Annotated in this window: 17 protein-coding genes; 8 read left to right on the top strand and 9 right to left on the bottom strand. The window is 74.7% G+C overall.

What is annotated here, in order from left to right:
- Nucleotides 1–81: 81 nt before the first annotated feature.
- The 5 genes from K7854_RS08160 (at nucleotide 82) to K7854_RS08140 (ending at nucleotide 4,355) form a co-directional block, all read left to right on the top strand.
- On the top strand, nucleotides 82–507 hold the full coding sequence (locus K7854_RS08160; protein WP_226025774.1) for a hypothetical protein: 426 nt from the start codon (nucleotides 82–84) through the stop codon (nucleotides 505–507).
- Between the two features lie 85 nt (nucleotides 508–592).
- A complete protein-coding gene (locus tag K7854_RS08155; RefSeq protein WP_226025701.1) occupies nucleotides 593–1,210 on the top strand; it encodes an RNA polymerase sigma factor in 618 nt (205 codons plus the stop codon).
- Complete coding sequence (locus K7854_RS08150; RefSeq protein ID WP_226025700.1) at nucleotides 1,207–2,166, top strand: hypothetical protein; 960 nt, start codon at nucleotides 1,207–1,209, stop codon at nucleotides 2,164–2,166. The genes K7854_RS08155 and K7854_RS08150 overlap by 4 nt, the downstream gene beginning before the upstream one ends.
- Before the next feature lie 366 nt (nucleotides 2,167–2,532).
- Complete coding sequence (locus tag K7854_RS08145) at nucleotides 2,533–3,195, top strand: RNA polymerase sigma factor (protein ID WP_226025773.1); 663 nt, start codon at nucleotides 2,533–2,535, stop codon at nucleotides 3,193–3,195.
- On the top strand, nucleotides 3,195–4,355 hold the full coding sequence (locus K7854_RS08140; protein ID WP_226025699.1) for a hypothetical protein: 1,161 nt from the start codon (nucleotides 3,195–3,197) through the stop codon (nucleotides 4,353–4,355). The genes K7854_RS08145 and K7854_RS08140 overlap by 1 nt, the downstream gene beginning before the upstream one ends.
- 216 nt (nucleotides 4,356–4,571) lie before the next feature.
- Here K7854_RS08140 and K7854_RS08135 read toward each other — a convergent pair whose 3' ends face one another.
- Entirely contained in the window at nucleotides 4,572–5,417 is an 846-nt protein-coding gene (locus tag K7854_RS08135) for a L,D-transpeptidase family protein (RefSeq protein WP_226025698.1), read from the bottom strand.
- Nucleotides 5,418–5,667: 250 nt separating this feature from the next.
- Between K7854_RS08135 and K7854_RS08130 the strand changes: the two genes are divergently transcribed.
- The gene (locus K7854_RS08130) at nucleotides 5,668–7,248 is read left to right on the top strand and encodes an acyl-CoA mutase large subunit family protein (RefSeq protein ID WP_226025697.1); all 1,581 of its coding nucleotides are present in this window, start codon (nucleotides 5,668–5,670) and stop codon (nucleotides 7,246–7,248) included.
- Between the two features lie 25 nt (nucleotides 7,249–7,273).
- Here the strand turns inward: K7854_RS08130 and K7854_RS08125 are convergent, their stop codons facing one another.
- Nucleotides 7,274–8,704, bottom strand: a complete 1,431-nt coding sequence (locus K7854_RS08125; RefSeq protein ID WP_226025696.1) for an FAD-dependent oxidoreductase — start codon at nucleotides 8,702–8,704, stop codon at nucleotides 7,274–7,276.
- Between the two features lie 72 nt (nucleotides 8,705–8,776).
- On the opposite strand from K7854_RS08125, the gene K7854_RS08120 reads away from it, so the two are divergent.
- Nucleotides 8,777–9,427 carry a TetR/AcrR family transcriptional regulator gene (locus K7854_RS08120; protein ID WP_226025695.1) on the top strand — a complete coding sequence of 217 codons (651 nt, stop codon included), beginning with the start codon at nucleotides 8,777–8,779 and terminating at the stop codon, nucleotides 9,425–9,427.
- On the opposite strand, the gene K7854_RS08115 is transcribed toward K7854_RS08120, so the two are convergent.
- The 3 genes from K7854_RS08115 to K7854_RS08105 all read right to left on the bottom strand — a co-directional run bounded on the left by K7854_RS08115 (nucleotide 9,412) and on the right by K7854_RS08105 (nucleotide 12,582).
- A complete protein-coding gene (locus tag K7854_RS08115) occupies nucleotides 9,412–10,413 on the bottom strand; it encodes a class I SAM-dependent methyltransferase (RefSeq protein ID WP_226025694.1) in 1,002 nt (333 codons plus the stop codon). The genes K7854_RS08120 and K7854_RS08115 overlap by 16 nt on opposite strands.
- Nucleotides 10,414–10,490: 77 nt before the next feature.
- Nucleotides 10,491–11,633: an acyltransferase family protein gene (locus K7854_RS08110; RefSeq protein ID WP_372481011.1), complete on the bottom strand. Its 1,143-nt coding sequence runs from the start codon at nucleotides 11,631–11,633 to the stop codon at nucleotides 10,491–10,493.
- A 40-nt stretch (nucleotides 11,634–11,673) separates the two neighbouring features.
- Complete coding sequence (locus K7854_RS08105; protein ID WP_226025693.1) at nucleotides 11,674–12,582, bottom strand: class I SAM-dependent methyltransferase; 909 nt, start codon at nucleotides 12,580–12,582, stop codon at nucleotides 11,674–11,676.
- Nucleotides 12,583–12,974: 392 nt separating this feature from the next.
- On the opposite strand from K7854_RS08105, the gene K7854_RS08100 reads away from it, so the two are divergent.
- Nucleotides 12,975–14,048 (top strand): acyltransferase, encoded by a 1,074-nt coding sequence (locus K7854_RS08100; RefSeq protein ID WP_226025692.1) that lies wholly within the window; start codon nucleotides 12,975–12,977, stop codon nucleotides 14,046–14,048.
- 76 nt (nucleotides 14,049–14,124) lie between these two features.
- Here the strand turns inward: K7854_RS08100 and K7854_RS08095 are convergent, their stop codons facing one another.
- From K7854_RS08095 to K7854_RS08080, 4 genes are all read right to left on the bottom strand, one after another.
- Nucleotides 14,125–15,480, bottom strand: coding sequence for a polysialyltransferase family glycosyltransferase (locus K7854_RS08095; RefSeq protein ID WP_226025691.1), 1,356 nt, complete (start codon nucleotides 15,478–15,480; stop codon nucleotides 14,125–14,127).
- A gap of 3 nt (nucleotides 15,481–15,483) precedes the next feature.
- Nucleotides 15,484–16,449, bottom strand: a complete 966-nt coding sequence (locus K7854_RS08090; RefSeq protein WP_226025690.1) for a glycosyltransferase family 2 protein — start codon at nucleotides 16,447–16,449, stop codon at nucleotides 15,484–15,486.
- 135 nt (nucleotides 16,450–16,584) lie between these two features.
- Complete coding sequence (locus K7854_RS08085) at nucleotides 16,585–18,840, bottom strand: polysaccharide pyruvyl transferase family protein (RefSeq protein WP_226025689.1); 2,256 nt, start codon at nucleotides 18,838–18,840, stop codon at nucleotides 16,585–16,587.
- A complete protein-coding gene (locus K7854_RS08080) occupies nucleotides 18,837–20,111 on the bottom strand; it encodes a hypothetical protein (protein WP_226025688.1) in 1,275 nt (424 codons plus the stop codon). Before K7854_RS08080 ends, K7854_RS08085 begins: the two co-directional genes overlap by 4 nt.
- Between the last annotated feature and the right edge of the window lie 72 nt (nucleotides 20,112–20,183).

Raw genomic sequence — 20,183 nt, 5'->3', positions numbered from 1 at the left:
GTTGCGGAACCACCGGCTCCCCCCTGTGACACGCGCCCGGCGCACGGCGCTATAGCCCATGTGACGACTGTGACCAGCGGATTGACCAGCGGAGTGACGAGCGGACGGACGAGCGGGACGGCGAGTCCGCAGCAGACCCGGCCGTCGGCCGCCGCCAAGCCGGTGCGGTGGGCGGCGGACGCGGTGGCCACGATGCGCGAGGGCGCGAGGCTGCGCCTGGACTACTCGGCGCAGAGCCTGTGGCGCGTGGACCGGGTGATCGACGGCATCCGGCGCGAGCGGCCGCCGTACGCCGCCGTGGAGACCGCGCTGCGCGGACTCGGCGCGTACGCCGGGGAGGTGATCGTGCGGCAGGCGGGCGGCGAGTGGTGGGCGACCGGCGGCGACCACTGGGTCCGCACCCCGGACGGGCGTCTGTGGGACCCGATCGACGAGGCCCGCCGCTGCTTCGCCGGAGACGGGTCGCTGCGCCTGCTGTGCCGGGACGCGACGGCCGCGTCCCTGTGACACTTCTGTGCGCCGCGACGCTGATGACCGTGGGGGGCGGGCTCACCCGAGCGCGCGCACGACTCGGTACGGACGAGGACGGTTCTTGGGCCAGCGAGGGGAACCCCGCCGCGTACAGGCGCACGACGGGGAACTGGGCGCGGCCGTCGCGCGGGCCCAGCAAGGTGACGAGGCCGCCTTCGCGGTCGCCTACCGGCTCGTGCAGCCGGGGCTGCTGGGCTACGTGCGCGGGCTGGTCGGGGACGACGCCGAGGACGTAGCGGCGGACGCCTGGCTGGAGATAGCCCGTGACCTGGGGCGTTTCAAGGGCGACGGGGCGGGCTTCCGGGGCTGGACGGCGACCATCGCCCGGCACCGGGCCCTGGACCACCTGCGCCGCCAGAAGGTGCGGCCCCGGCCCACGGCGCTGGAGCAGGACGTGCTGGACCTGCCGGGCCCGCACAGCACGCACGACCAGGCCCTGGAGACGCTCTCCACCGGGGCCGCGCTCGCCCTGGTCGCGACGCTGCCGCGGGACCAGGCCGAGGCCGTCCTGCTGCGGGTCGTCGTCGGTCTCGACGGACCCGCCGCCGCGCGCGTGCTGGGCAAGCGGCCGGGCGCGGTGCGTACGGCGACGTACCGGGGGCTGAAGCGGCTGGCACGGCAGCTGGGGGCCGACGGTGTGACGGATGACGGTCCCCGGACGCTGGGGGAGTCGACATGAGGGGCGCCGAGGGCGGCGGCCCCGGAGACCGAGCGGGAGCGGAGACGGGCATGGGCGGCGCACGGCACGGGGCGGGCGACGGCCGCGACGCCGGTCCCCGGCCCGTCCCCGGCGGCCTGCCCGGCACGGAGGCGCTGCTCGCCGCGGCGCTGCGGGCCAAGGGCGCGGACGCCGAGGGCGAGCGCCGCGCCCTGGCCGCCTTCCGGGCCGCCCGCGAGGCGCAACCGGCCCGTGCCGCGCGCACCCGGCGGCGGGACGACTGGCGGCCGCGCGACGGGCGACACCCCGGCCGCACGCTGAGGACGGCCCTGTCCGTCCTGCTGGCGAGCCTCACCCTGGGCGGGGTCGCCTACGCGGCCATGGGCGGGGGCGGCGGCGCCACCGCGGACGACGGCGGCCCGGACCGGACCCGCCCGCCCGCCGCCTCCGACGCCGCCTCGGTCCGGCCGGTCGCCACCCCACCGGGCAGTACCCCCGGTCCCGGCACCCCGGCCCCCGCGCCCCCGCGAGTCTCCACGTCCCCGGGGACCTCCGCGCCGCCCCGTGTCATCACGCCGCCGGACCGCCAGGACGCGGGTCGGGACACCGAGGCCCAGTGCCGCGCCCACGAGCGGCTGGCGGGCCACGGCAAGGTGCTGGACGCCGCGGCCTGGCAGCGGCTGGTCGTGGCGGCGGGCGGTGCGGAGCAGGTCAAGGCCTACTGCGCCGAGCAACTCGGCCTCCCGGCCGGGCCGGGACCGTCGACCGGTGCCGGGAACGGCTCCGGCGGGAGTGACGCGGGGAACGGCGGGGCGGAGGGCTCCGGCACGGAGGGCGCCGGCGCGGGGACCGGCGCCGACGGGCTCGTCGGAGAGGGAAGCGTCGGCGACGGCGGCGTGGGCGCAGGAGACGTCGTTCCGGAGGCCGGTGACGGCGGCAGCGCCGCGGCGCAGGTCCCGGACGGGAACCGCCCATAGGCCCTCACCAGGGACGACCGCGGTGGCCAAGGCAACGGCCGGGGCCGCCACCCCCCACAGGAGAGGCCCCGGCCGTCGCGCGGCACGGGCCGCGCGGCGGCCCGTACTCCCTTCAGCGCCGCGGCTGCGTTTTCTGTCACACCTCACCGCGTCACGGGTTAGTTGCATCTTGTACGGCAATGCGAGAGGGACATGGACGAGTGGCGGTTTCAAGACGTAACGTGCCATTCGCGCCGATGCAGCGGGGGGCTCGCTCCCGCGACGGGTCGCGGGAGACCGCCGCGACCGACCATCGATCGAGTGACCACGACGGCGAGGACCAGGTCCGCGAGAGCGGCGCCGGCTCAGGCGCAGAAAGGCTTCTCGGTGCTGGGGGACGACGCGGAGCTGACCGCCGCGGTGCGTGCGGCACAGGACGGGGACGAGAGCGCGTTCCGGACCGTGTACCGCGCCGTGCAGCCGCGGCTGCTGGGATACGTGCGCACGCTCGTCGGCGACCACGACGCCGAGGACGTGGCCTCCGAGGCCTGGCTCCAGATAGCCCGCGACCTGGAACGCTTCGACGGCGACGCCGACCGCTTCCGCGGCTGGGCCGCCCGCATCGCCCGTAACCGCGCGCTGGACCACATCCGGATGCGCGGCCGCCGGCCGGTGATCGGCGGCGACGAGACGGAGCTGACGGGCAAGCCCGCGGAGTCCGACACCGCGGGCGAGGCGATGGAGGCACTGGCCACCGGCAGCGCCCTCTCCCTCATCGCCCGGCTGCCCCAGGACCAGGCCGAGGCGGTCGTCCTGCGCGTGGTGATGGGCCTGGACGCCAAGAGCGCCGCCGAGACCCTGGGCAAGCGGCCGGGCGCCGTGCGCACGGCGGCGCACCGCGGCCTGAAGCGGCTGGCCGAGCTGCTCGGCGGCGATCCGGAATCCGGCGGCGGGCTCGACGCCCTGCCCCCGCAGCGAGAACCGCACGGCCGTGCGGTGACGTCCGCGAGTGTGACGCATACGCGTGCGCGGACGCAGAAGGACATGTGATGGCCGACGAGCAGGACAAGTGGCTGGACCGCGAAACGGCGGAGCTCCTGCTGCGCGGAGAGCCACTGGAGGGTCTCGACCCCGCGGCCCGCGACCGGGCCGCGCGCCTCGTCGTGGCGCTGGCCGCGCTCTCCGCCCCACCGGCGCCGACCGGCGAGGAACTGCCCGGCGAGGCCGCCGCGTTGGCCGCCTTCCGCAAGGTGGGCGCCGAGCGGGCCGACGCGTGCGCGGCGGCCCGGGCCGCCCTCGGGCAGGGTGCCGCCGGCCGGGCCGCCGAGGCCGGGCTGGTCCGCATCGGCCCGCGCGGCGAGGGCGCCCGGCGTCCGCGCCGGAGCCGCCCCCTGCGCCTCGGGCTGGCCGCCGCGCTGACCGTCGGCATGATCGGCGGCGTGGCCGCGGCGGCCGGAACCGGAGTGCTGCCGACCCCCTTCGACCGCGGCGAACCGGAACCCGCCGCCACCGTCTCGGCCGCGGTCTCCCCGGGCCGCCCCTCCGCCCCGCCCTCGCCGCTGGAGGGCCTGCGGGGCGGGTCGGTACCCGGCACCGCCCCGGGCACGCCCGACGGCGGCACCACGCCGCGGGACGGCGACGACGCCGACGACCCCGACCGGGGCGGCTCTGCCGGACAGCGGTCGGGCCTCGCCGCGTCCTGCCGCACGGTGCGCGCCGGCAAGGAACTCGACACCGCCCACCGGCGCGCGCTGAAGGAGGCGGCCGGGGGCGCGGCACGGGTCGCGAAGTACTGCGCCACCCTCCTCGCCGGGACCGCCGGCGGCGGCCGGGACGGCGGCGACCACGGCGACGCGGCGGACCCGGCCCGCGAGGGCGAGCCGCGCAGGGACTCGGGCGACGGCGACGGCCAGGGCGAGAAGAACGGCGAGAGCGACAAGAAGAGCAAGAAGGAAAAGAAGGACAAGAGCGGTAAGGGCGACAAGAACGGCAAGGGCAACAGCGGGAAGAAGGGCGACGACGGGGACCAGGACGACGGCGACGGCGGCAGCGGTGACGACGCCGACGACGCCGACCCCGACATAGCCACGCCCGGCCGCGCTCCCCAGCACCCCGCCCACCCGTACCGCCCCCGCGACCCGCACGCCTCCTCCGGCCGTGAGTCCCGGCCGCCCCAGCCCGACGCGTCGTCCGCCGCGAGCACCGTCTGACCTGCGCTTTCATGGGCGGCGAGGTTTCTTCCGCCGGGGGTGTGACACTTTCGGCCGCCGTGACGCAGTAATGAGTGAGCCGACTGGTCATCGGCTTCCGCACCGAGCCGGGGTTCCCCCCGTACCTGCGGCTCGTGCACCTCGGCGCGGGCGGGACACGTTCCCCCGGTCCCGTCCGCGCCCCTTCACCGTCCGGCGGGGGTGCCGCTCGCCGCCTCACCAGTACACGACGACCTTGTCGCCGTTCCTCACCTGCGCGTACAGGTCCGCGATCGCCGCCTCGTCGCGCACGTTGACACAGCCGTGCGAGGCACCGGCGTAGCCGCGGGCCGCGAAGTCGTAGGAGTAGTGCACGGCCTGGCCGCCGCTGAAGAACATCGCGTACGGCATGGCCGAGTCGTAGAGCGTCGAGACGTGGTGGCGGGACTTCCAGTAGACGTGGAAGACGCCCTCCCGGGTCGGCGTGTACTGCGAGCCGAAGCGCACGGACATCGTGGACACGGTCCGCCCGTCGACCATCCAGCGCAGCGTCCGGCTCGACTTGCTGACGCACAGCACCCGGCCCGTCGTGCAGCGCGGGTCGGGCGCGGCGGCGGGCTGGCCGCCCATCAGATACAGCTCCCACCTGCCCGGCTCGTGCGACATCCCGAGCAGCCGCCGCCAGGTGACGGTGTCCGTCCGGCCGGTCCGCGGCAGTCCGCGCTTGCCCTGGAAGCCGCGCACCGCGCGCTCGGTCAGGTCGTCGTACGTCCCGGTCGGCCCGTCCACGAGCCACTCGACCTGACGCAGCCTGGCCTGCAGTTCACGGACGTCCCGGCCGGTGTCGCCCCGCTCCCACAGCACCCGGGCGGGCTCCGGGCGGGGCGAGGGCGCGCTGGGCGACCGGCGGTCCCGGGGCGCCGGGCTCTTCGACGGGGCCCCGGTGGTGACGTCTATGCGCACCGGCGCGTGCCCCCTGCCGTCCGGGCCCGTGCCCTGCACGGTGCAGCCGCCCGCCACCAGCACGGCCCCCAGCGCGACGGCGACCGTCCGTCCCGTGCTCCCCGTGCCCGTCCCGCGCATCCCGGCCCCCCGTCGTCCCCCGGCCCCGCACCGGCGTCCCCTTGAGTTGTTCCCGCGGATGACGCCTCGCGAACGGCGCGGCATCGTTGTGACCGGGGCCGCACCGAGGTTGTGAGGAAGGTCCCAGCGTGCGCCTCTCCACCGGGCGCACGCGCGCGGATACAGTCCGTCGCAGTGTCGGTCTGTATCGGCGACTAATGACGGGTAGTTCGAGTGTGTCGAACATGTGCTCAGCGGGAGGCATCACACCATGACGCGTGAGTCCGAGTCCGGGCTGCCCATCGAACCGGTCTACGGGCCCGACTCCCTGGCGGACTGGGACCCGGCCGAGAAGCTGGGCGAGCCCGGGTCGTACCCCTTCACCCGGGGCGTGTACCCGTCGATGTACACCGGGCGGCCCTGGACGATGCGCCAGTACGCCGGTTTCGGCACGGCGACCGAGTCCAACGCCCGCTACCAGCAGCTGATCGCCAACGGCACGATGGGCCTGTCGGTCGCCTTCGACCTGCCCACCCAGATGGGCCACGACTCCGACGCGCCGATCGCGAGCGGCGAGGTCGGCAAGGTCGGCGTCGCCATCGACTCCATCGACGACATGCGGGTGCTGTTCGGCGGGATCCCGCTGGACAAGGTCTCCACGTCGATGACGATCAACGCGCCGGCCGCCCTGCTGCTCCTGCTCTACCAACTCGTCGCCGAGGAGCAGGGCGTGAGCGCGGACAAGCTCACCGGCACGATCCAGAACGACGTGCTGAAGGAGTACATCGCGCGGGGCACGTACATCTTCCCGCCCAAGCCCTCCCTCCGCCTGATCGCGGACATCTTCAAGTACTGCAGGGCCGAGATCCCGAAGTGGAACACCATCTCGATCTCCGGCTACCACATGGCCGAGGCCGGTGCCTCGCCCGCGCAGGAGATCGCGTTCACCCTCGCCGACGGCATCGAGTACGTGCGCACCGCGGTCGCGGCCGGCATGGACGTCGACGACTTCGCGCCCCGTCTCTCCTTCTTCTTCGTGGCCCGCACGACGATCCTGGAGGAGGTCGCCAAGTTCCGGGCGGCCCGCCGGATCTGGGCGCGGGTGATGAAGGAGGAGTTCGGCGCGAAGAACCCCAAGTCGCTGATGCTGCGCTTCCACACCCAGACCGCGGGTGTGCAGCTGACCGCCCAGCAGCCCGAGGTGAACCTGGTCCGCGTCGCCGTGCAGGGCCTGGGCGCGGTCCTCGGCGGCACGCAGTCGCTGCACACCAACTCCTTCGACGAGGCCATCGCGCTGCCCACCGACAAGTCCGCCCGCCTGGCCCTGCGCACCCAGCAGGTCCTCGCCTACGAGACGGACGTGACGGCGACCGTCGACCCGTTCGCCGGCTCCTACGTCGTCGAGAAGATGACCGACGACGTCGAGGCGGCCGCGCTGGAGCTGATGGGCAAGGTGGAGGACCTCGGCGGCGCCGTCAACGCCATCGAGCACGGCTTCCAGAAGAACGAGATCGAGCGCTCGGCCTACCGCATCGCCCAGGAGACCGACTCCGGCGAGCGGGTCGTGGTCGGCGTCAACCGCTTCCAGCTCGACGAGGAGGAGCCCTACGAGCCGCTGCGCGTCGACCCGGCCATCGAGGCCCAGCAGGCCGAGCGGCTGGCCAAGCTCCGCGCCGAGCGCGACCAGCAGACGGTGGACTCGGCACTGGCGGCCCTGAAGAAGGCCGCCGAGGGCGAGGACAACGTCCTGTACCCGATGAAGGACGCGCTGCGGGCCCGGGCGACGGTCGGCGAGGTGTGCAACGCGCTGCGGGAGGTCTGGGGGACGTACGTGCCCTCGGACGCCTTCTGAGGGCACGCGTGACCGGGTTCGGGCCTCAGGCGCCCAGCCCGAACCGGCCCAGGTAGGCGTCGAGGCCCTCCGGCGTGTCCGAGGCCCACCCGACGTACCCGTCCGGGCGTACGAGGAACAGCCCCGTCCCGTACGCCCCGTGCGGGCCTCCCTGCACCACCCGTACCGCCGCGCCCACGCCACTGCCGGGCGCCTCGACGCCCAGCGCCAGCAGCGTCCAGTGCGGCCCCCGGAAGGCGTCGAAGAGCCGTACGCCGTCCACCCGGCCGTCGGGTGCGCGGTCCCCGGCCCGCACCGCGTCCTCGCCGACGGTGCCCCGTGTCTCCACCGTGAGCGACGAGTCCCGGTACCCGATCCCCAGCTGCCGGGTCGCCCTGCCGCGCCGCACCTCGCCGCGGTGCACGGCGGTCGACAGGTTGAGCATGTCCGCGGCGATCGGGCGCCGTTCCTCCTCGTAGCTGTCCAGGAGCGCGGCCGGGGCACTCGCCTTCAGTACCGCGTCCAGCTTCCAGCCCAGGTTGTAGGCGTCCTGGATGCTGGTGTTCAGCCCCTGACCTCCCGCGGGGGAGTGCACGTGCGCGGCGTCGCCGGCGATGAACACCCGGCCGGCGCGGAAGCGGTCGGCCAGCGCCGCGCGCGGCCGGAAGTCGGAGGCCCAGCGGACCTCGGTCACGTCCTCGGCGGCGATGTGCGAGCGCTCCGCGACGGTCTTGCGGACGCCGTCCGGGGAGGTGTCCACCGTGGCGCCCTCCTCGAACCGCGCCATCACCTGGAAGTCCTCGGTGCCGGCCAGGGGGCAGACGGCGAGGAAGCCGGCGCCCTCGCGCGGGGGGAAGACGTGCCAGTTGTCGCGGTCCAGGCCGCTGATCCGCACGTCCGCCACCAGCGTCGGGTTCGGGTCGACGTCCTCGCCGGTCATGCCGATGCCCAGCGCGCGGCGCACCGCCGACCGGCCGCCGTCCGCCGCGACCAGGTAGCGGGCGCGTATGGTCCGGCCCGAGGAGAGGTGTGCGGTCACGCCCGCCGCGTCCTGCGTGACACCGACGACCTCGTGGTGGAAGGCGACCTCGCCGCCCAGCTCCGCGAGGCGGTCCGCCAGGACTTCCTGCGTGCGCCACTGCGGCACCATCCACGACCTGTTGTACGGCGAGTCCTCGCTCGGCTCGGCCGGCTCGAACATGTGGTGCTCGCCGACCCGCTCGCCGTCCTTCCAGATCATGCCGATCGGGTAGGGGCCGCCCACCGCGTGGATGGCGTCCAGGACGCCGAGGTCGTCGAAGACCTCCATGGTGCGGGGCTGGAAGCCCTTGCCCCGCGAGCCCGGGAACAGCTGCCCCGCGGCCTCCAGGACCAGCGCGTCCACCCCGCGCCGGGCCAGGTCGACCCCGAGGGCGAGGCCGGTGGGGCCCGCGCCGACGATCAGAACCTGCGTTTCCGCTGCATCAGCGACATTCACGACAAGTCTCCTTAACTTTGTTAAGTGCCGTCCGGGTTCGAGGATGGCCTTAACGTCGTTAAGCTGTCAAGTGTGAGTACGGAACGACGCGCCCCCCTCGACCGCCGACGGGTCGCGGACACGGCGCTGAAGCTGCTGAACGAGGTCGGTCTGGACGGCCTGACCCTGCGCACCATCGCGCGGGAGCTGGACGTCAAGGCGCCCGCCCTCTACTGGCACTTCAAGGACAAGCAGGCGCTGCTCGACGAGATGGCCACCGAGATGTACCGGCGGATGGTCGCCGGGACCCCCCTCGACCCGGCCGACACCTGGCGGGAGCGGCTGCTCAAGGCCAACCGCGGGCTGCGCGCGTCCCTGCTCGCCTACCGCGACGGCGCCAGGGTGTTCAGCGGTTCACGCTTCACCGGCGCGGTGCACGCCGAGCAGATGGAGGAGACCCTCAGGCTGCTCACCGCCACCGGGCTCACCCTCGCCCAGGCGGTCCGGGCGGCCACCACGACGTATCTGTTCACGCTCGGTTTCGTCACCGAGGAACAGGGCGTCGAGCCCGTGCCCGGCGAGCGCCGGGAGGGCTTCGACGTGGACGAACGCGCCCGCCTGCTGGCCGCCTACCCCCTGACGGCCGCGGCGGGCGCGGAGATCTTCACGGACTACGACCGGCACTTCGAGGAGTCGCTGGCCCTGGTGATCGCGGGCGTCGCGGCGTCCTACGGCCTCGACTGAGCCGTCCCCGGGGCCCTGCCCGCCGCCGCCCGCCGCGCCGCCCGGTACCGGCGCACCGCCCGCGTGACCAGCGGTGGCAGCAGGTCCAGGGCGAGCCGCCGGGTGCGGTCCCGCGGGGTGGACGGCCGGGCCGGCCGCGCCACCGGGCGGGCCTGCGGGGCCGGGGCGGGCACGGCCGCGGCGGCCTGTGCCCGGCCCGCCCCGAGGACCGGCCCGGGCGCCGGGTGCCGGGAGGCCGGCAGCGAGGGCGGCCGCAGCCGCTTGCCCTTGGCGCGGGTGCGCACCAGCTGGTGCCCGGCGGCCCGCTCCACGGTCACGGAGATGTCGTCGCGCCCGCGCAGCGCCGCCAGCAGCTCCTCGCGCACCGGCTCCGGATCGCCCCAGGTGCCGTACAGCTTCTGGGTGCTCAGGCAGACCGGGCGCAGCCCGCGGTTGAGCACCGCCTCCCAGGCCGCGACGGCGACGCCGGGGGTGTGCTCGCTGCGGAAGTCGTCCAGGACGACGATGCCGTCGGGCCCCAGCAGCTCCCTGGCCGCGCCGATGTCGCCCTCGACGTGCTCGTACAGGTGCGAGGCGTCGATGTGGACGAAGCGGCAGCTGCCCGGCGCGACCTCGTCGACCACCGCGGAGCTGGGTGCCTGGATGATCGTCGGCAGGGTGTCGTGGAAAGAGAGGTAGTTCCGTTCGAAGGCCTGGCGGGTGAGCGAGGAGTACGACTTGGCCGCCTCCGCCCGGTTGGCCGCGTCCGGGGGCTCGGCCCCGAACAGGTCGCAGACGGTGAGCGTCTCGCCGTCCCGCAGCCGGTGCCCGAGCAGGATCGCGCTCTTGCCCAGGTAGGCGCCCAGTTCCAGCAGGTCGCCGCGGGTGTCCAGCCGCTCCTGCCGCTCCAGGAACCAGGAGAACAGCACCTGGTCGAGCGGCCAGAACCAGCCGGGGACGTCGTTCAGCTCACCGGGGTACTCGTGCGTCTCTTGCGCAGTGGCCATGAGGCGAGGATGCATCCTCGGCGCCGGAAAGGGAGGGGGCACGCGCGATCCGACGGTCGGAAAATCGCACGAATCGCTCAACGTGTCCGCGTCAGCACCGTACGCAGCCACGGCGTCAGCGGCCGTTCCACGTACCGGTGCAGCACCCACGCCAGGGCCAGCATCGCGGCGGCCGTTAGCGCGAAGGTCGCCGCCGCCGGCACCCGCAGGCCGCGGTGCAGGACGTGGATCACCACCCAGCCCAGGTGCTCGTGGACCAGGTAGAACGGGTACGTCAGCGCCCCGGCCACGGTCAGTCCCCGCCAGTTCACCCGGTCCAGCAGGCCGAGCGCCACCGCCCCGACCGCCGCGAAGCCGAGCGCGACGACCAGGACGATGCCGAGAGCGGTGCGGTGGGCGAAAGCGTGCGGGTCGGCGGCGTTCCACAGCTCGCGCACCGCGTGGTGCTGCCCCACGAGGAAACCGGCCGCCACGATGCCCCAGGCGTGGGCGTCCCGCCGGTCGCGGTGGAGGAGGTACAGGCCGATGCCGCCGACGAAGAACGGCGCGTACTCCGGCATCAGCACCAGGTCGAGCAGCGGCTCGTGGGCGGCCTGCGCGAGTGCCGACGCCAGCAGCCAGCCGGCGCAGAACAGCACGACCCGCCCGCGGCTCGCCCCGGGCAGCACCACACACAGCGCGAACAGCGCGTAGAAGCGGACCTCCACCCACAGCGTCCAGCACACGCCCAGCACCCGGTCCGCGCCCAGCGGCTGCTGGAGCATGGTCAGGTTGACCAGCGCGTCGCTCGGCGACACCGCGTCGTAGGCCACCACCGGCAGCGCGAACACCGCCGTGACCAGGACGACCGCCACCCAGTAGGCGGGCAGCAGCCGGGCCGCGCGGGAGGCGGAGAACGACGTCAGCGAACGTCCCCAGCCGCTCATGCAGATCACGAACCCGCTGATCACGAAGAAGATCTGCACCCCGAGGCAGCCGTAGGCGAACAGGGTGTGCAGCGTCGGGAACTGACGGGCCGGTGAACTGCCCCAGGCATCGGCCACCGCCCCGCCGCGTCCGCCGTAGTGGTACGCCGCCACCATCAGCGCGGCCACCAGCCGCAGCCCGTCCAGGGCGCGCAGCCGCCCGGGGGCGCCCTTCGCCCGCGGCGCCCGCCCGGGCGCGCGGGAGGTGTCTGCGACGGGAGGCGCCACCGGCGCGCTCACGACCGCCTCGGTCACTCGCTCCGCTCCTTCGGCCGTACCACTGTTCCCTCGGTGCTCAGGCCGCCCGCAGGAAGGCGGAGTGGGCCGCCTTGCCGAGGTAGGTGAAGCGGGTGTCGTCCTTCAGGTGCTCGTCGAGGGCTTCCTTGATGCCCGGCCAGCTCGGGTCCCCGAAGTCGTCCAGGACGACGACCGCGCCGGGCGCGGCGATCTCCTCGGCCCACTGGAGGTCCTGGCGCACCCCCTTCGCCGAGTGGTCGCCGTCGACCACGATCACGCCGTAGGAGCGGTCCGAGACGGCCGCACGGGTGCCGGGGTCCTCGGAGAAACCCTGCTGGACGCGGGCCGCGACGCCGGCCGGACCGGCCAGGGCGAGGTTGGTGCGCACCGCGTCCTCGGCGACCGGGGTGCCCGTCGGGTCGGGGCGCACCGTGGTGCCGGGCTGGAGCTGGACGCCGGCGAACGGGTCCACGATGGTCAGGCGCGGGCTGCGGCCGTCGCGCTCCATCATCCGGATCAGCCCGGTGGAGAACATGCCGTACAGCGTGCCTATCTCCAGGATCTCGTCGTTCGGCGGATCGAGCAGGGGGATGGTGCCGAGCTTGCCGCAGATGTTCATGGTGCCGCCCGCCACCCGGCCCACGCCCAGCGACTCCAGCGCGATCAGGAGGCGGTAGGCGGTGGCGACGTTGCGCTCCGCCGCGCCGCGGTCCCCGGTCAGGGCCGCGACCTCGCGGTGCAGCCGGTCCAGGGAGCCCTTGGCCACCATTCGGGACAGGCCCCGCCCGGACGCGCCCACGAGCAGTTCGAAGGTGAGCCGCTGCTTCTCGACCGCGTCGGTGTCCGGTACCGGCCGCCGGGCGTCGGCCGCGCGGATCCGTCGCTCGATGCGCTGATCGATGAGATCGGCCACGGGACGCAGCAGGCGCCGGGAGGCCGAACTGCGGAGAAGGGTGCGGCTGTTCATGGGTCAACGACCTCGATCCGTCACAGAGGTGAACGTGGGTACGTGGAACGCCAGTGGGGTGGGTGGGGCCAGGTTAGGGATGTCCCTCCCCGAGCAGGAGCGTCCGAACGGACCAGGAGGCAAACTTCTGCGGAACGCCGGACGGCCGGACGGTGGAGGACCCCGGTGTTCACCGGAAGGTCACCCACAGGTCGCCGAAGTTCATCCCGCGCCGCTTTCGGCGCTCACGGCGTTCTCATAGCCTGCGTCGACGTGCCCGGCGCGCGCCCCGGTCGCGGGGGCGCACGACGCGGGCATCCCGATCCTCCGGCCCGGCCCCCAGCGCCCGGCCCGCGCGTCCAACCCGGGAGTGACCACCCATCGCCGCCGAGCCCCTGACCGCCGCCGAGTCCGTGCGCCCCACCGTCCCCGTCCTCGCCGGGGAGAAGGCGGCGCGTCCCCGCGGGGAGCACCGGTACGACATCGACCTGCTGCGGGTCCTGGCCTCGGTCGGCGTCATCGTCTGCCACGCCGCGGGCGAACTCATGAAGGCCGTGGACCGCACCCCCTCGGAGGGCGGGCCCGTCTACTGGACCGCGCTCGCCGGGGACGCGCTGAGCCGGTGCGCCGTACCCCTGTTCTTCGCGATCGCCGGCTGGGTCGTGCTCAGCGGGGCCCCGCCCCGCGACGGCCGGCAGGTCCGCAAGCGGCTCACCCGCATCCTCGTGCCGCTCGCCGTGTGGACCGCCCTCTACCTGCTGTGGGACTGGATCCGGGACGCCAACACCGACCCCACCCGCGACCTCGCCCGGGACGCGGTGTTCGGCTCGGTGCAGCCCGCCTTCCACCTCTGGTACCTGTACGCCTACGTCCCCGTGATCCTGCTGCTGTCGGTGGCCGTCCTGGTCCGCAACGGCAAGCGGCCCTGGGGCGCGGGCGCCGCGCTGCTCGGCCTGGCGCTCGCGCCGACCCTCCTGGGCGACCTGGGGCGCCTCTTCGACGTCCGTGTGCCGCCCTTCGCCTGGCAGTTCGGCGTCTACCAGATCGCCTACGCCGTCGCCGGGGCCGTGCTGCTGTCGCTGCCCGGATCCGCGGTCGCGGGCCGCCGCCGACGCCTGCTGTGGCTGGGCGGCGGGCTGTGCGCGTGGGCCGCGGTCGCCGCCTACGAGCACCGGGTGCACTTCCCGAGCCCGTACGCCTCCGTGGCCGTGGCGCTGCTCGCCGGCACCCTGCTCATGGCGCTCGACCGGATCAGGGTGCCCGGGCGGTTCCGGCCGCTCCTCGGCAGGCTCGCCGGGGCCTCCTTCGGCGCCTACCTGGTCCACCTGCTGTTCCTGGAGGCGCTCGCCCCGCGGCTGGTGTCGGCGGACGCGGGCTGGGCGGGCGCCGCGGGCGCCCTCGCCGGTCTGACGGCCGTCACGGTCGTGCTCTCGTTCGCCGCCGCCCTGCTGTGGACGCGGCTGCGGCTGGGCCGCTGGCTCGGCTGAGCCGTCGGGACGAGCACGAGGACGCCGGAGCCCCCGCCGCCAGGGCGGGGGGCTCCGGCGTTCCCGCCCGGCCCGCTCACTTCCTCCCGGCACCGCGCCGCACCGCCCGGCGCACCACGCGCCTGGCCCGCCGCACCTGGAGCTTCGCGCGCAGCTGCGGGCGGCTGCCGGGCAGGCCCAGCTCGGTCAGCCGCAGCTCGGGGAAGTAGTACCCGGGGGTGGCGGAGAGGTGGCCGCGCAGCCACTCCTCCGTCGGCCTGCGCAGCTCCGGGTAGGTCTTGGGCTGCATGCAGAAGCCGATGGCCCGCACCAGCGGCGACAGGGACTCGGGCGCCGCGCCGACGAGCGCCGGCTCCCGGCCGCCCTCCAGGTCGGGCACCAGGTGGTCCACGACGGCCAGCGGCACCCGGTTGCTGTTCGGGTACGGCTTGAGCCGCTCCATCACCAGCGCGGTTCCGACCCGGGCGACGGGCACCCGGTAGTAGGCGGAGGCGGTCACCATCGCCGTCGAGAAGCAGCCGACGACCAGCTCCGGGGCGCAGTGGTCGTACAGGGTCTCGGCCAGCAGGGGCGCGTCCAGCACCGTGAGCCGCACGCCCGCGTCCGCCGCCGCCTTGCTCAGGGCCGCCGTGTAGCCGGCGGGCGCCGTCGGGTGGGGCTTGAAGACCACGGAACGGTGCCCGGCCCGCGCGGCCCCGGTCAGCATCCGGACGTGCAGGTCCTCCTCCTCCTGCGCGGTGAGGACGTTGATCGCCGCCAGGTACTGGCCGAGCAGTACGGCCGTCGGCTTCTCCCGTACCACGGGGGCCAGTTCGGGGCCGTCGGCCGCTTCCCGGGAGATCTCGTCGAGCACCGCGCGGAACGCCGCGTCGGGGACGATCTCGGGCTCGACGCCGAACTCCGAGAGCAGCATCGGCCGCAGACCGGGGATCAGGTCGAGGTGGAGCAGGCGGCGGATGCGGCGGGCGAGGGTCAGCGGCAGCTTCTCGCGGGTCGGGCCGTAGCTCATCAGGCCGTCGGCGTACACGTGCAGGGCCGCCTCGGAGAAGATCGCCGCCAGCGCGCGGGCCGGGTTGACCTGGATCGACTCGACGGCCAGCTCGATCAGGTCCCGCTCGCCGATGCCCCAGGCGAGCCGGAAGGCCTTCTGCCACAGCGACACGTCGTTGCCCCGCGGGCCCCAGGCGCTGGGGTGGTGCGGGCGGATCGCCTCGTTCCACGACACCACGTCGTCGAACCGGCCGGATATTCGCCCGTACCCGTGCATCTCGTCCAGGCGCAGGGCGGTCTCGGGTATCGCCGCGTTGTTGGAGACCAGCAGCACGCGCCGGGCGCCGTCGCGCGGCCCGAACAGGCCGGCGTCGAGCGCCGCGGCGAGGGTGGCCGCGCCGTACAGCGTGGAGACCTGGAAGATCTGGGTCTTGTGGGGCATGGATCAGGCAGCCTTCCGCCCGTCACGCAGGCGGCCGAGCAGCCTGCTGCGAGTCCTGTCGATGGTCCGGAGGGTCTCCTCCAGCACGTGCTGGGGCATGCGGTGCAGCGCGTCCCGCGCCTCCCGGCGGAGCCGCTGGGCCGCCGAGGACTCGTACTCGTCCACCTTGCCGAGGTGGAAGGCGATCATGGCGCAGTAGGTGCGTACCGCCTTGGGCAGGAAGCGCTCGGCCTCCCGGTCCTCCGACAGCTCCTTCAGCAGCATGTCGTAGGCCGGGATGAAGTCCAGCTGCCGAGAGTCCTTTATCTGGGTGAGCGAGGTGGCGACGCCCCGCCGGTAGAACACCCCGTGCAGTCCCACCGACGCGTACGTGGCGGCCTTCAGGTGCAGCCGCCAGATCCACAACCGGTCCTCGGCGGTGCGCAGTTCGCTCGCGAAGCGCATGCCGCCGTCGTCGAAGAGGTGGCGCCGGTAGATCCCCGCCCAGACGAAGGGGTAGTCGACCATCGTCTCCATGTGCGGCGGCGCGATGCCGTCGCGCGGGTCCATCACGATGTCGCGCGCGGGCGCCGGGGGCCGCCGGATCACCCGCTCGGTGCCGGTGGCCTGCACATGGTCGGTGCGGGCGAAGTCGCAGCCCAGCTCCTCCACCCGGGACACCAGTTCGGCCAGGTAGCCGGGGCCGTACCAGTCGTCGCCGTCGAGGAAGGTGACGAAGTCGCCCCGGGCCGCGTCGATACCGCTGTTGCGGGCCTGCGCTATGCCCCGGTTCGTCTCGTGCCGGATCACCCGGGTGTCGGTGCGCCCGTCCGCCCAGCGGTCGATCCACCACGGGGTGGAATCCGTGGAGCAGTCGTCGACGAGCAGGAATTCGAAGTCCGGGTCCGCGTTGTTGGCGAGACTTCTCAGAGTGCTCTCGGCGAAGGATTCCACATTGTGCATGGGCACGACGACGGACAGTTTCGGCACGCGGGCCTCTCACGTTCGAGGATGGGAGAGATGCGGGGAGATTGGAACAGGCTAACCAGGCGCCCGGATCCCGCGGTGGCCGTACGGGCTCGGAAAGGAGAACTCCGTTCGCAGCGGAAGTGAATTCTTGGTGTTTCAGTCCCGTTCCGGAGTTTTCCCCAGACCGAACGTGTCCCGCAGCTCCCCGACGTTCGACCGCGTGATGCGCCACAGGGCCTGCTGCGCGCCGTGCACCTCGGCCACGGCCGCCGCGTGGTCGTCGAGCAGCGCGGCCGCCCGCTCCGCGAGCCTCGGGCCCAGCCGCCGGTCGTGCACCGACAGTCCCCACTCCGGGTGCCCGACGTCCGTCAGGAAGTAGGCGAGCTTCGGATGGGACACCAGGCTCAGGATCGGCGTCCCGCAGCCGAATGGGATCATCCCGGCGTGCCCGCGCATCCCGATCACCAGCCGGGCACGCCGGTACAGGTCGCGGATCGCGTCGTTCGGCATGGCGTACAGCTGCTCCACGGGCAGCGCGATGCCGTGCTCGCGCCGCAGGTCGTGCACGAAGCGCTCGTCGGCCGGCATGTGCGCCGCGTACCGGACGTCCGCCCGCTCCCGCAGGGTGCCGAGCGCGGCGGCCAGCTGGGCCAGGAAGTGGCCGTAGTCGTGGCCGAAGCGCAGCCCGGCGCGGTCGTAGGCGCAGTTCACCAGGACGGTGTCCGACCGCTCGGCCGGGTCCGTCCACCCCGGGACCAGGTGCCGGGCGACCGTGGTCGGGCAGGGCTGGTAGCGCACCCGGTCGCGCAGGGAGGCGGGCAGCAGCTCCCGGACCCGCTCGATCGAACCGTGGTTGCGCAGCCCGAAGAACGACGACCGCTCGACCAGCACCCGCAGGCTCTGAGCGAACCGGCCCCGCCGGTAGCGCTGCCCGTCGAACACGTTGTAGCCGACCGCGAACACCGCCAGCGGCGCGCTTACGCGGGCCAGCAGCTCGTCCGGCACGTTCCACTGCCAGTGGCTGTTGCCGTTGGGCGAGGTGTCCGGCAGGAAGAGCCCGCCGCCGCCCACCACCACCCCGCGCCGCGCGTTCAGCTCCTCCAGCGCCGCCTCGTCGACCAGCCGGTGCACCGGTTGCGGGTGCCAGCGGCTCGGCCCGGTGTCCGCGCCGAAGCACAGGCGCACCGCCTCCGGCAGCACCCGGTCCCCGGCGTTCTCCCGGCCCTCCGCGAACAGCGCCACGTGCCCGAGCTGTTCGGCGGCGGCGCCCTCGGGCCGGCGCGGCCCGGGCACGTCCGGACGGGTGCGGGCGCACCAGGCGTGGCAGCCCGCGTCCGTGGGGTCGGCGGCCAGGCCCTCCAGGGCGTAGGCGTGCGCGTCCGCCTCCCGCCCGCACAGCCAGGCCAGCCGGGCCAGCTGCGCGAAGGCGCGGGGGGCGAGGCCGGGGGAGGCCGCCGCCAGCAGCAGGTGCGCCTCCGCCTCGTCGTAGCGCGACAGCGCCATCAGGCAGACGCCCAGCGTCTCGTGGCAGCGCGGCGCGTCCAGCCGGTCCGCGACGACCGGGGCGAGCACGTCCACGGCCTCGTCGTAGCGGCCCTGCCCCCGGTACACCTCGGCGACCGTGCGGGCCAGGTCCAGCGAGGGCCGCGCCCTGAGCAGCGGCGGCGCGAGGTGCGCCAGCAGGTCGGGGTGCTTGCCGCCGGGCAGGGCCCGGTAGGCGGCCCGGAACTCCTCGTCGCCCATCTCGAAACGCCGCCACGCCTCGGTGGCCGGACCGTACCCCGGCGCGTCGGCCGGCCCCGTGAACCGCAGCACGGCGACCGGGGCGGGCACCGGCAGGTCCCCGTACAGCCGCCGGGCGAGGAAGTCGTAGCGCGCGTCCAGCGGGGTCACGTCGCCGTCGGCCACCGGGTCGGCGCCGCCCGGGTCACCGAGCCGCTCGGCCAGGGCCTCGTCCAGGTCGGCGCACTGGACCACGAAGAGGCCGTCCGGCAGCACCGCCCGCCGCTCCCCGTCCTGTCCGGCGTCCAGCACCTGCGGCACCGCGGCCACGCCGAACCGCATCCGCAGCAGCTCGCCGAGGTCGCCCAGGACGACGGACCCGGCACCGAGGGCGACGACGGTGTCGTACCCGGCCGGCCGCAGGACGGCGCCGCGGTCCTCGGCGCGGCGGGTGACGATGCGCGGGTGCAGCCGGCGCAGCGCGTCGAACGAGGCCTCGGGCAGACCGGGGTGGAGCACCACCACGTCCTCGCACACCCGGGGGTTGCTCAGCACCAGGCTGCGGACCAGCACGGCCAGCGCGGCCAGGCCGTCCTCGTCGGTGTACACGGCGAACGCGATCCGGCGCCTGCCGGTGACGGCGCTCCGGTCGTCGGCGGAGGAGGGGGAACCGGGGGAGGGGTGGGTCATCGCAGGGCGATCCTCATCTTGCTGTCGTCGACGTGCGTCGCGCGGCGCCCGACCCACTCGGCCTCCCGGGGCCGCAGCCGGCCGGCCGGGGTGAAGCCGACGAGGTCGAGGCGGGGGCTCGCGTCCAGGAAGTCCAGGAGCCGGAGCACGGTGAACGCCGTGGTCGGCGCCGCGCCCCAGCCGTCCTCGCCCAGCAGCGCCGGGTCGCTCAGGGGACGGCGCAGCGAGGCGTCCGCGACGTGGTCCTGCGCGCCGGGCACGAGCCGCTCCCGCAGGGCGCGGCGCCAGCCGGCGACCGGGTCGCCGAACACCAGCCGGACCCCGGCCCGCTGCGTCCAGGCCGGACCGTCCCACGGGGTGTCGCCCCGCAGCGTGACGGCGTGCAGGTCGGTGCGCCCGCCGGTGCCCTCGGCCCGCAGCCGGAACTCGTCGCAGCGCACCACCAGGTCGTAGCCGTCGATCCCGGCGCCCAGCGCGCTCCCGGACACGTCACCGGCGTTCGCCACCACGCACACCGTCCGTCCCGCGACCAGGGCCCGCAGCCCGCCCACGTCGACCGGGGCGGTGCCGCCCAGCAGCGGGTCGGGCACCAGGTCCCGCTCGACCAGCCGCCGGTAGCGGCCGTACAGCGCGAGGAGCCGCCGTACCGCGGGATCGCCCGGGCCGTGTCCGGCCACCCGCGCCCGCACATAGGCGTCGAAGCGCGGCGCCAGGACCGCGGTGGTCGAGGTGGGCTCGCCGAGCAGTTCCCGCAGCTCGGCGCCCTCCCCGGGGAAGAGCGCGACGGCCGCCTCCAGGCACTCCCGGCGGCGGCGCAGGGTGTCCGTGCGGCGGGCGACCTCGGGCGCCGGGCGGCCGTCGGGCAGCAGCGCGGCGTAGCGCTCGTAGCACTCCAGCGCCTCGTCGCCGCGGCCCAGCCCGTCCAGCGCCAGGCCGCGCAGCCGCCACGCCCCCTTGGACCGCCGCCGGATCCCGGCCGCCGACTCGGCGAGTCCCAGCGCCAGCCCGAGACCGCGCTCCCCGCCCGCCTCCAGCGCGCGCTCGCCGACCTGGAGCAGGGCGTCGAAGGGATCCGCCGCCGGTCCGTCGAGCGAGGCCGCGAAGGCGCCGATCGCCCGGGTCAGCCGGGCCTGCGGGCCACCGGCCCCGGCGGCCCCCGGCTCCGCTGCGGCCAGGTGCTCGCCGCACAGGCGCAGGCTCCGGGCGTACGGGCCCGGGCCGGGTGCCTCCCGCTGCCGTGCCTTGAACAATCCCGCCAGGGGCTTCGTCACGCGCTCCACCGTTCTCCGACCGGAGGCCGAATGTGCCCGAGGGCGACGGTCCGCGGGTGGCTTCCGGGCGGA

Origin of the sequence: Streptomyces hyderabadensis (assembly GCF_020404845.1) — a bacterium.
Taxonomy (GTDB): Bacteria; Actinomycetota; Actinomycetes; order Streptomycetales; family Streptomycetaceae; genus Streptomyces; species Streptomyces hyderabadensis.
This window is presented reverse-complemented; position numbering and strand designations above follow the sequence as displayed.

Excerpts from the sequence above, each read along its gene's own strand:
- K7854_RS08150 (WP_226025700.1), top strand. The coding sequence starts at position 1,207 with ATGAGGGGCGCCGAGGGCGGCGGCCCCGGAGACCGAGCGGGAGCGGAG.
- K7854_RS08140 (WP_226025699.1), top strand. The coding sequence starts at position 3,195 with ATGGCCGACGAGCAGGACAAGTGGCTGGACCGCGAAACGGCGGAGCTC.
- K7854_RS08135 (WP_226025698.1), bottom strand. The coding sequence starts at position 5,417 with ATGCGCGGGACGGGCACGGGGAGCACGGGACGGACGGTCGCCGTCGCG.
- K7854_RS08130 (WP_226025697.1), top strand. The coding sequence starts at position 5,668 with ATGACGCGTGAGTCCGAGTCCGGGCTGCCCATCGAACCGGTCTACGGG.
- K7854_RS08115 (WP_226025694.1), bottom strand. The coding sequence starts at position 10,413 with ATGGCCACTGCGCAAGAGACGCACGAGTACCCCGGTGAGCTGAACGAC.
- K7854_RS08105 (WP_226025693.1), bottom strand. The coding sequence starts at position 12,582 with ATGAACAGCCGCACCCTTCTCCGCAGTTCGGCCTCCCGGCGCCTGCTG.
- K7854_RS08095 (WP_226025691.1), bottom strand. The coding sequence starts at position 15,480 with ATGCCCCACAAGACCCAGATCTTCCAGGTCTCCACGCTGTACGGCGCG.
- K7854_RS08085 (WP_226025689.1), bottom strand. The coding sequence starts at position 18,840 with ATGACCCACCCCTCCCCCGGTTCCCCCTCCTCCGCCGACGACCGGAGC.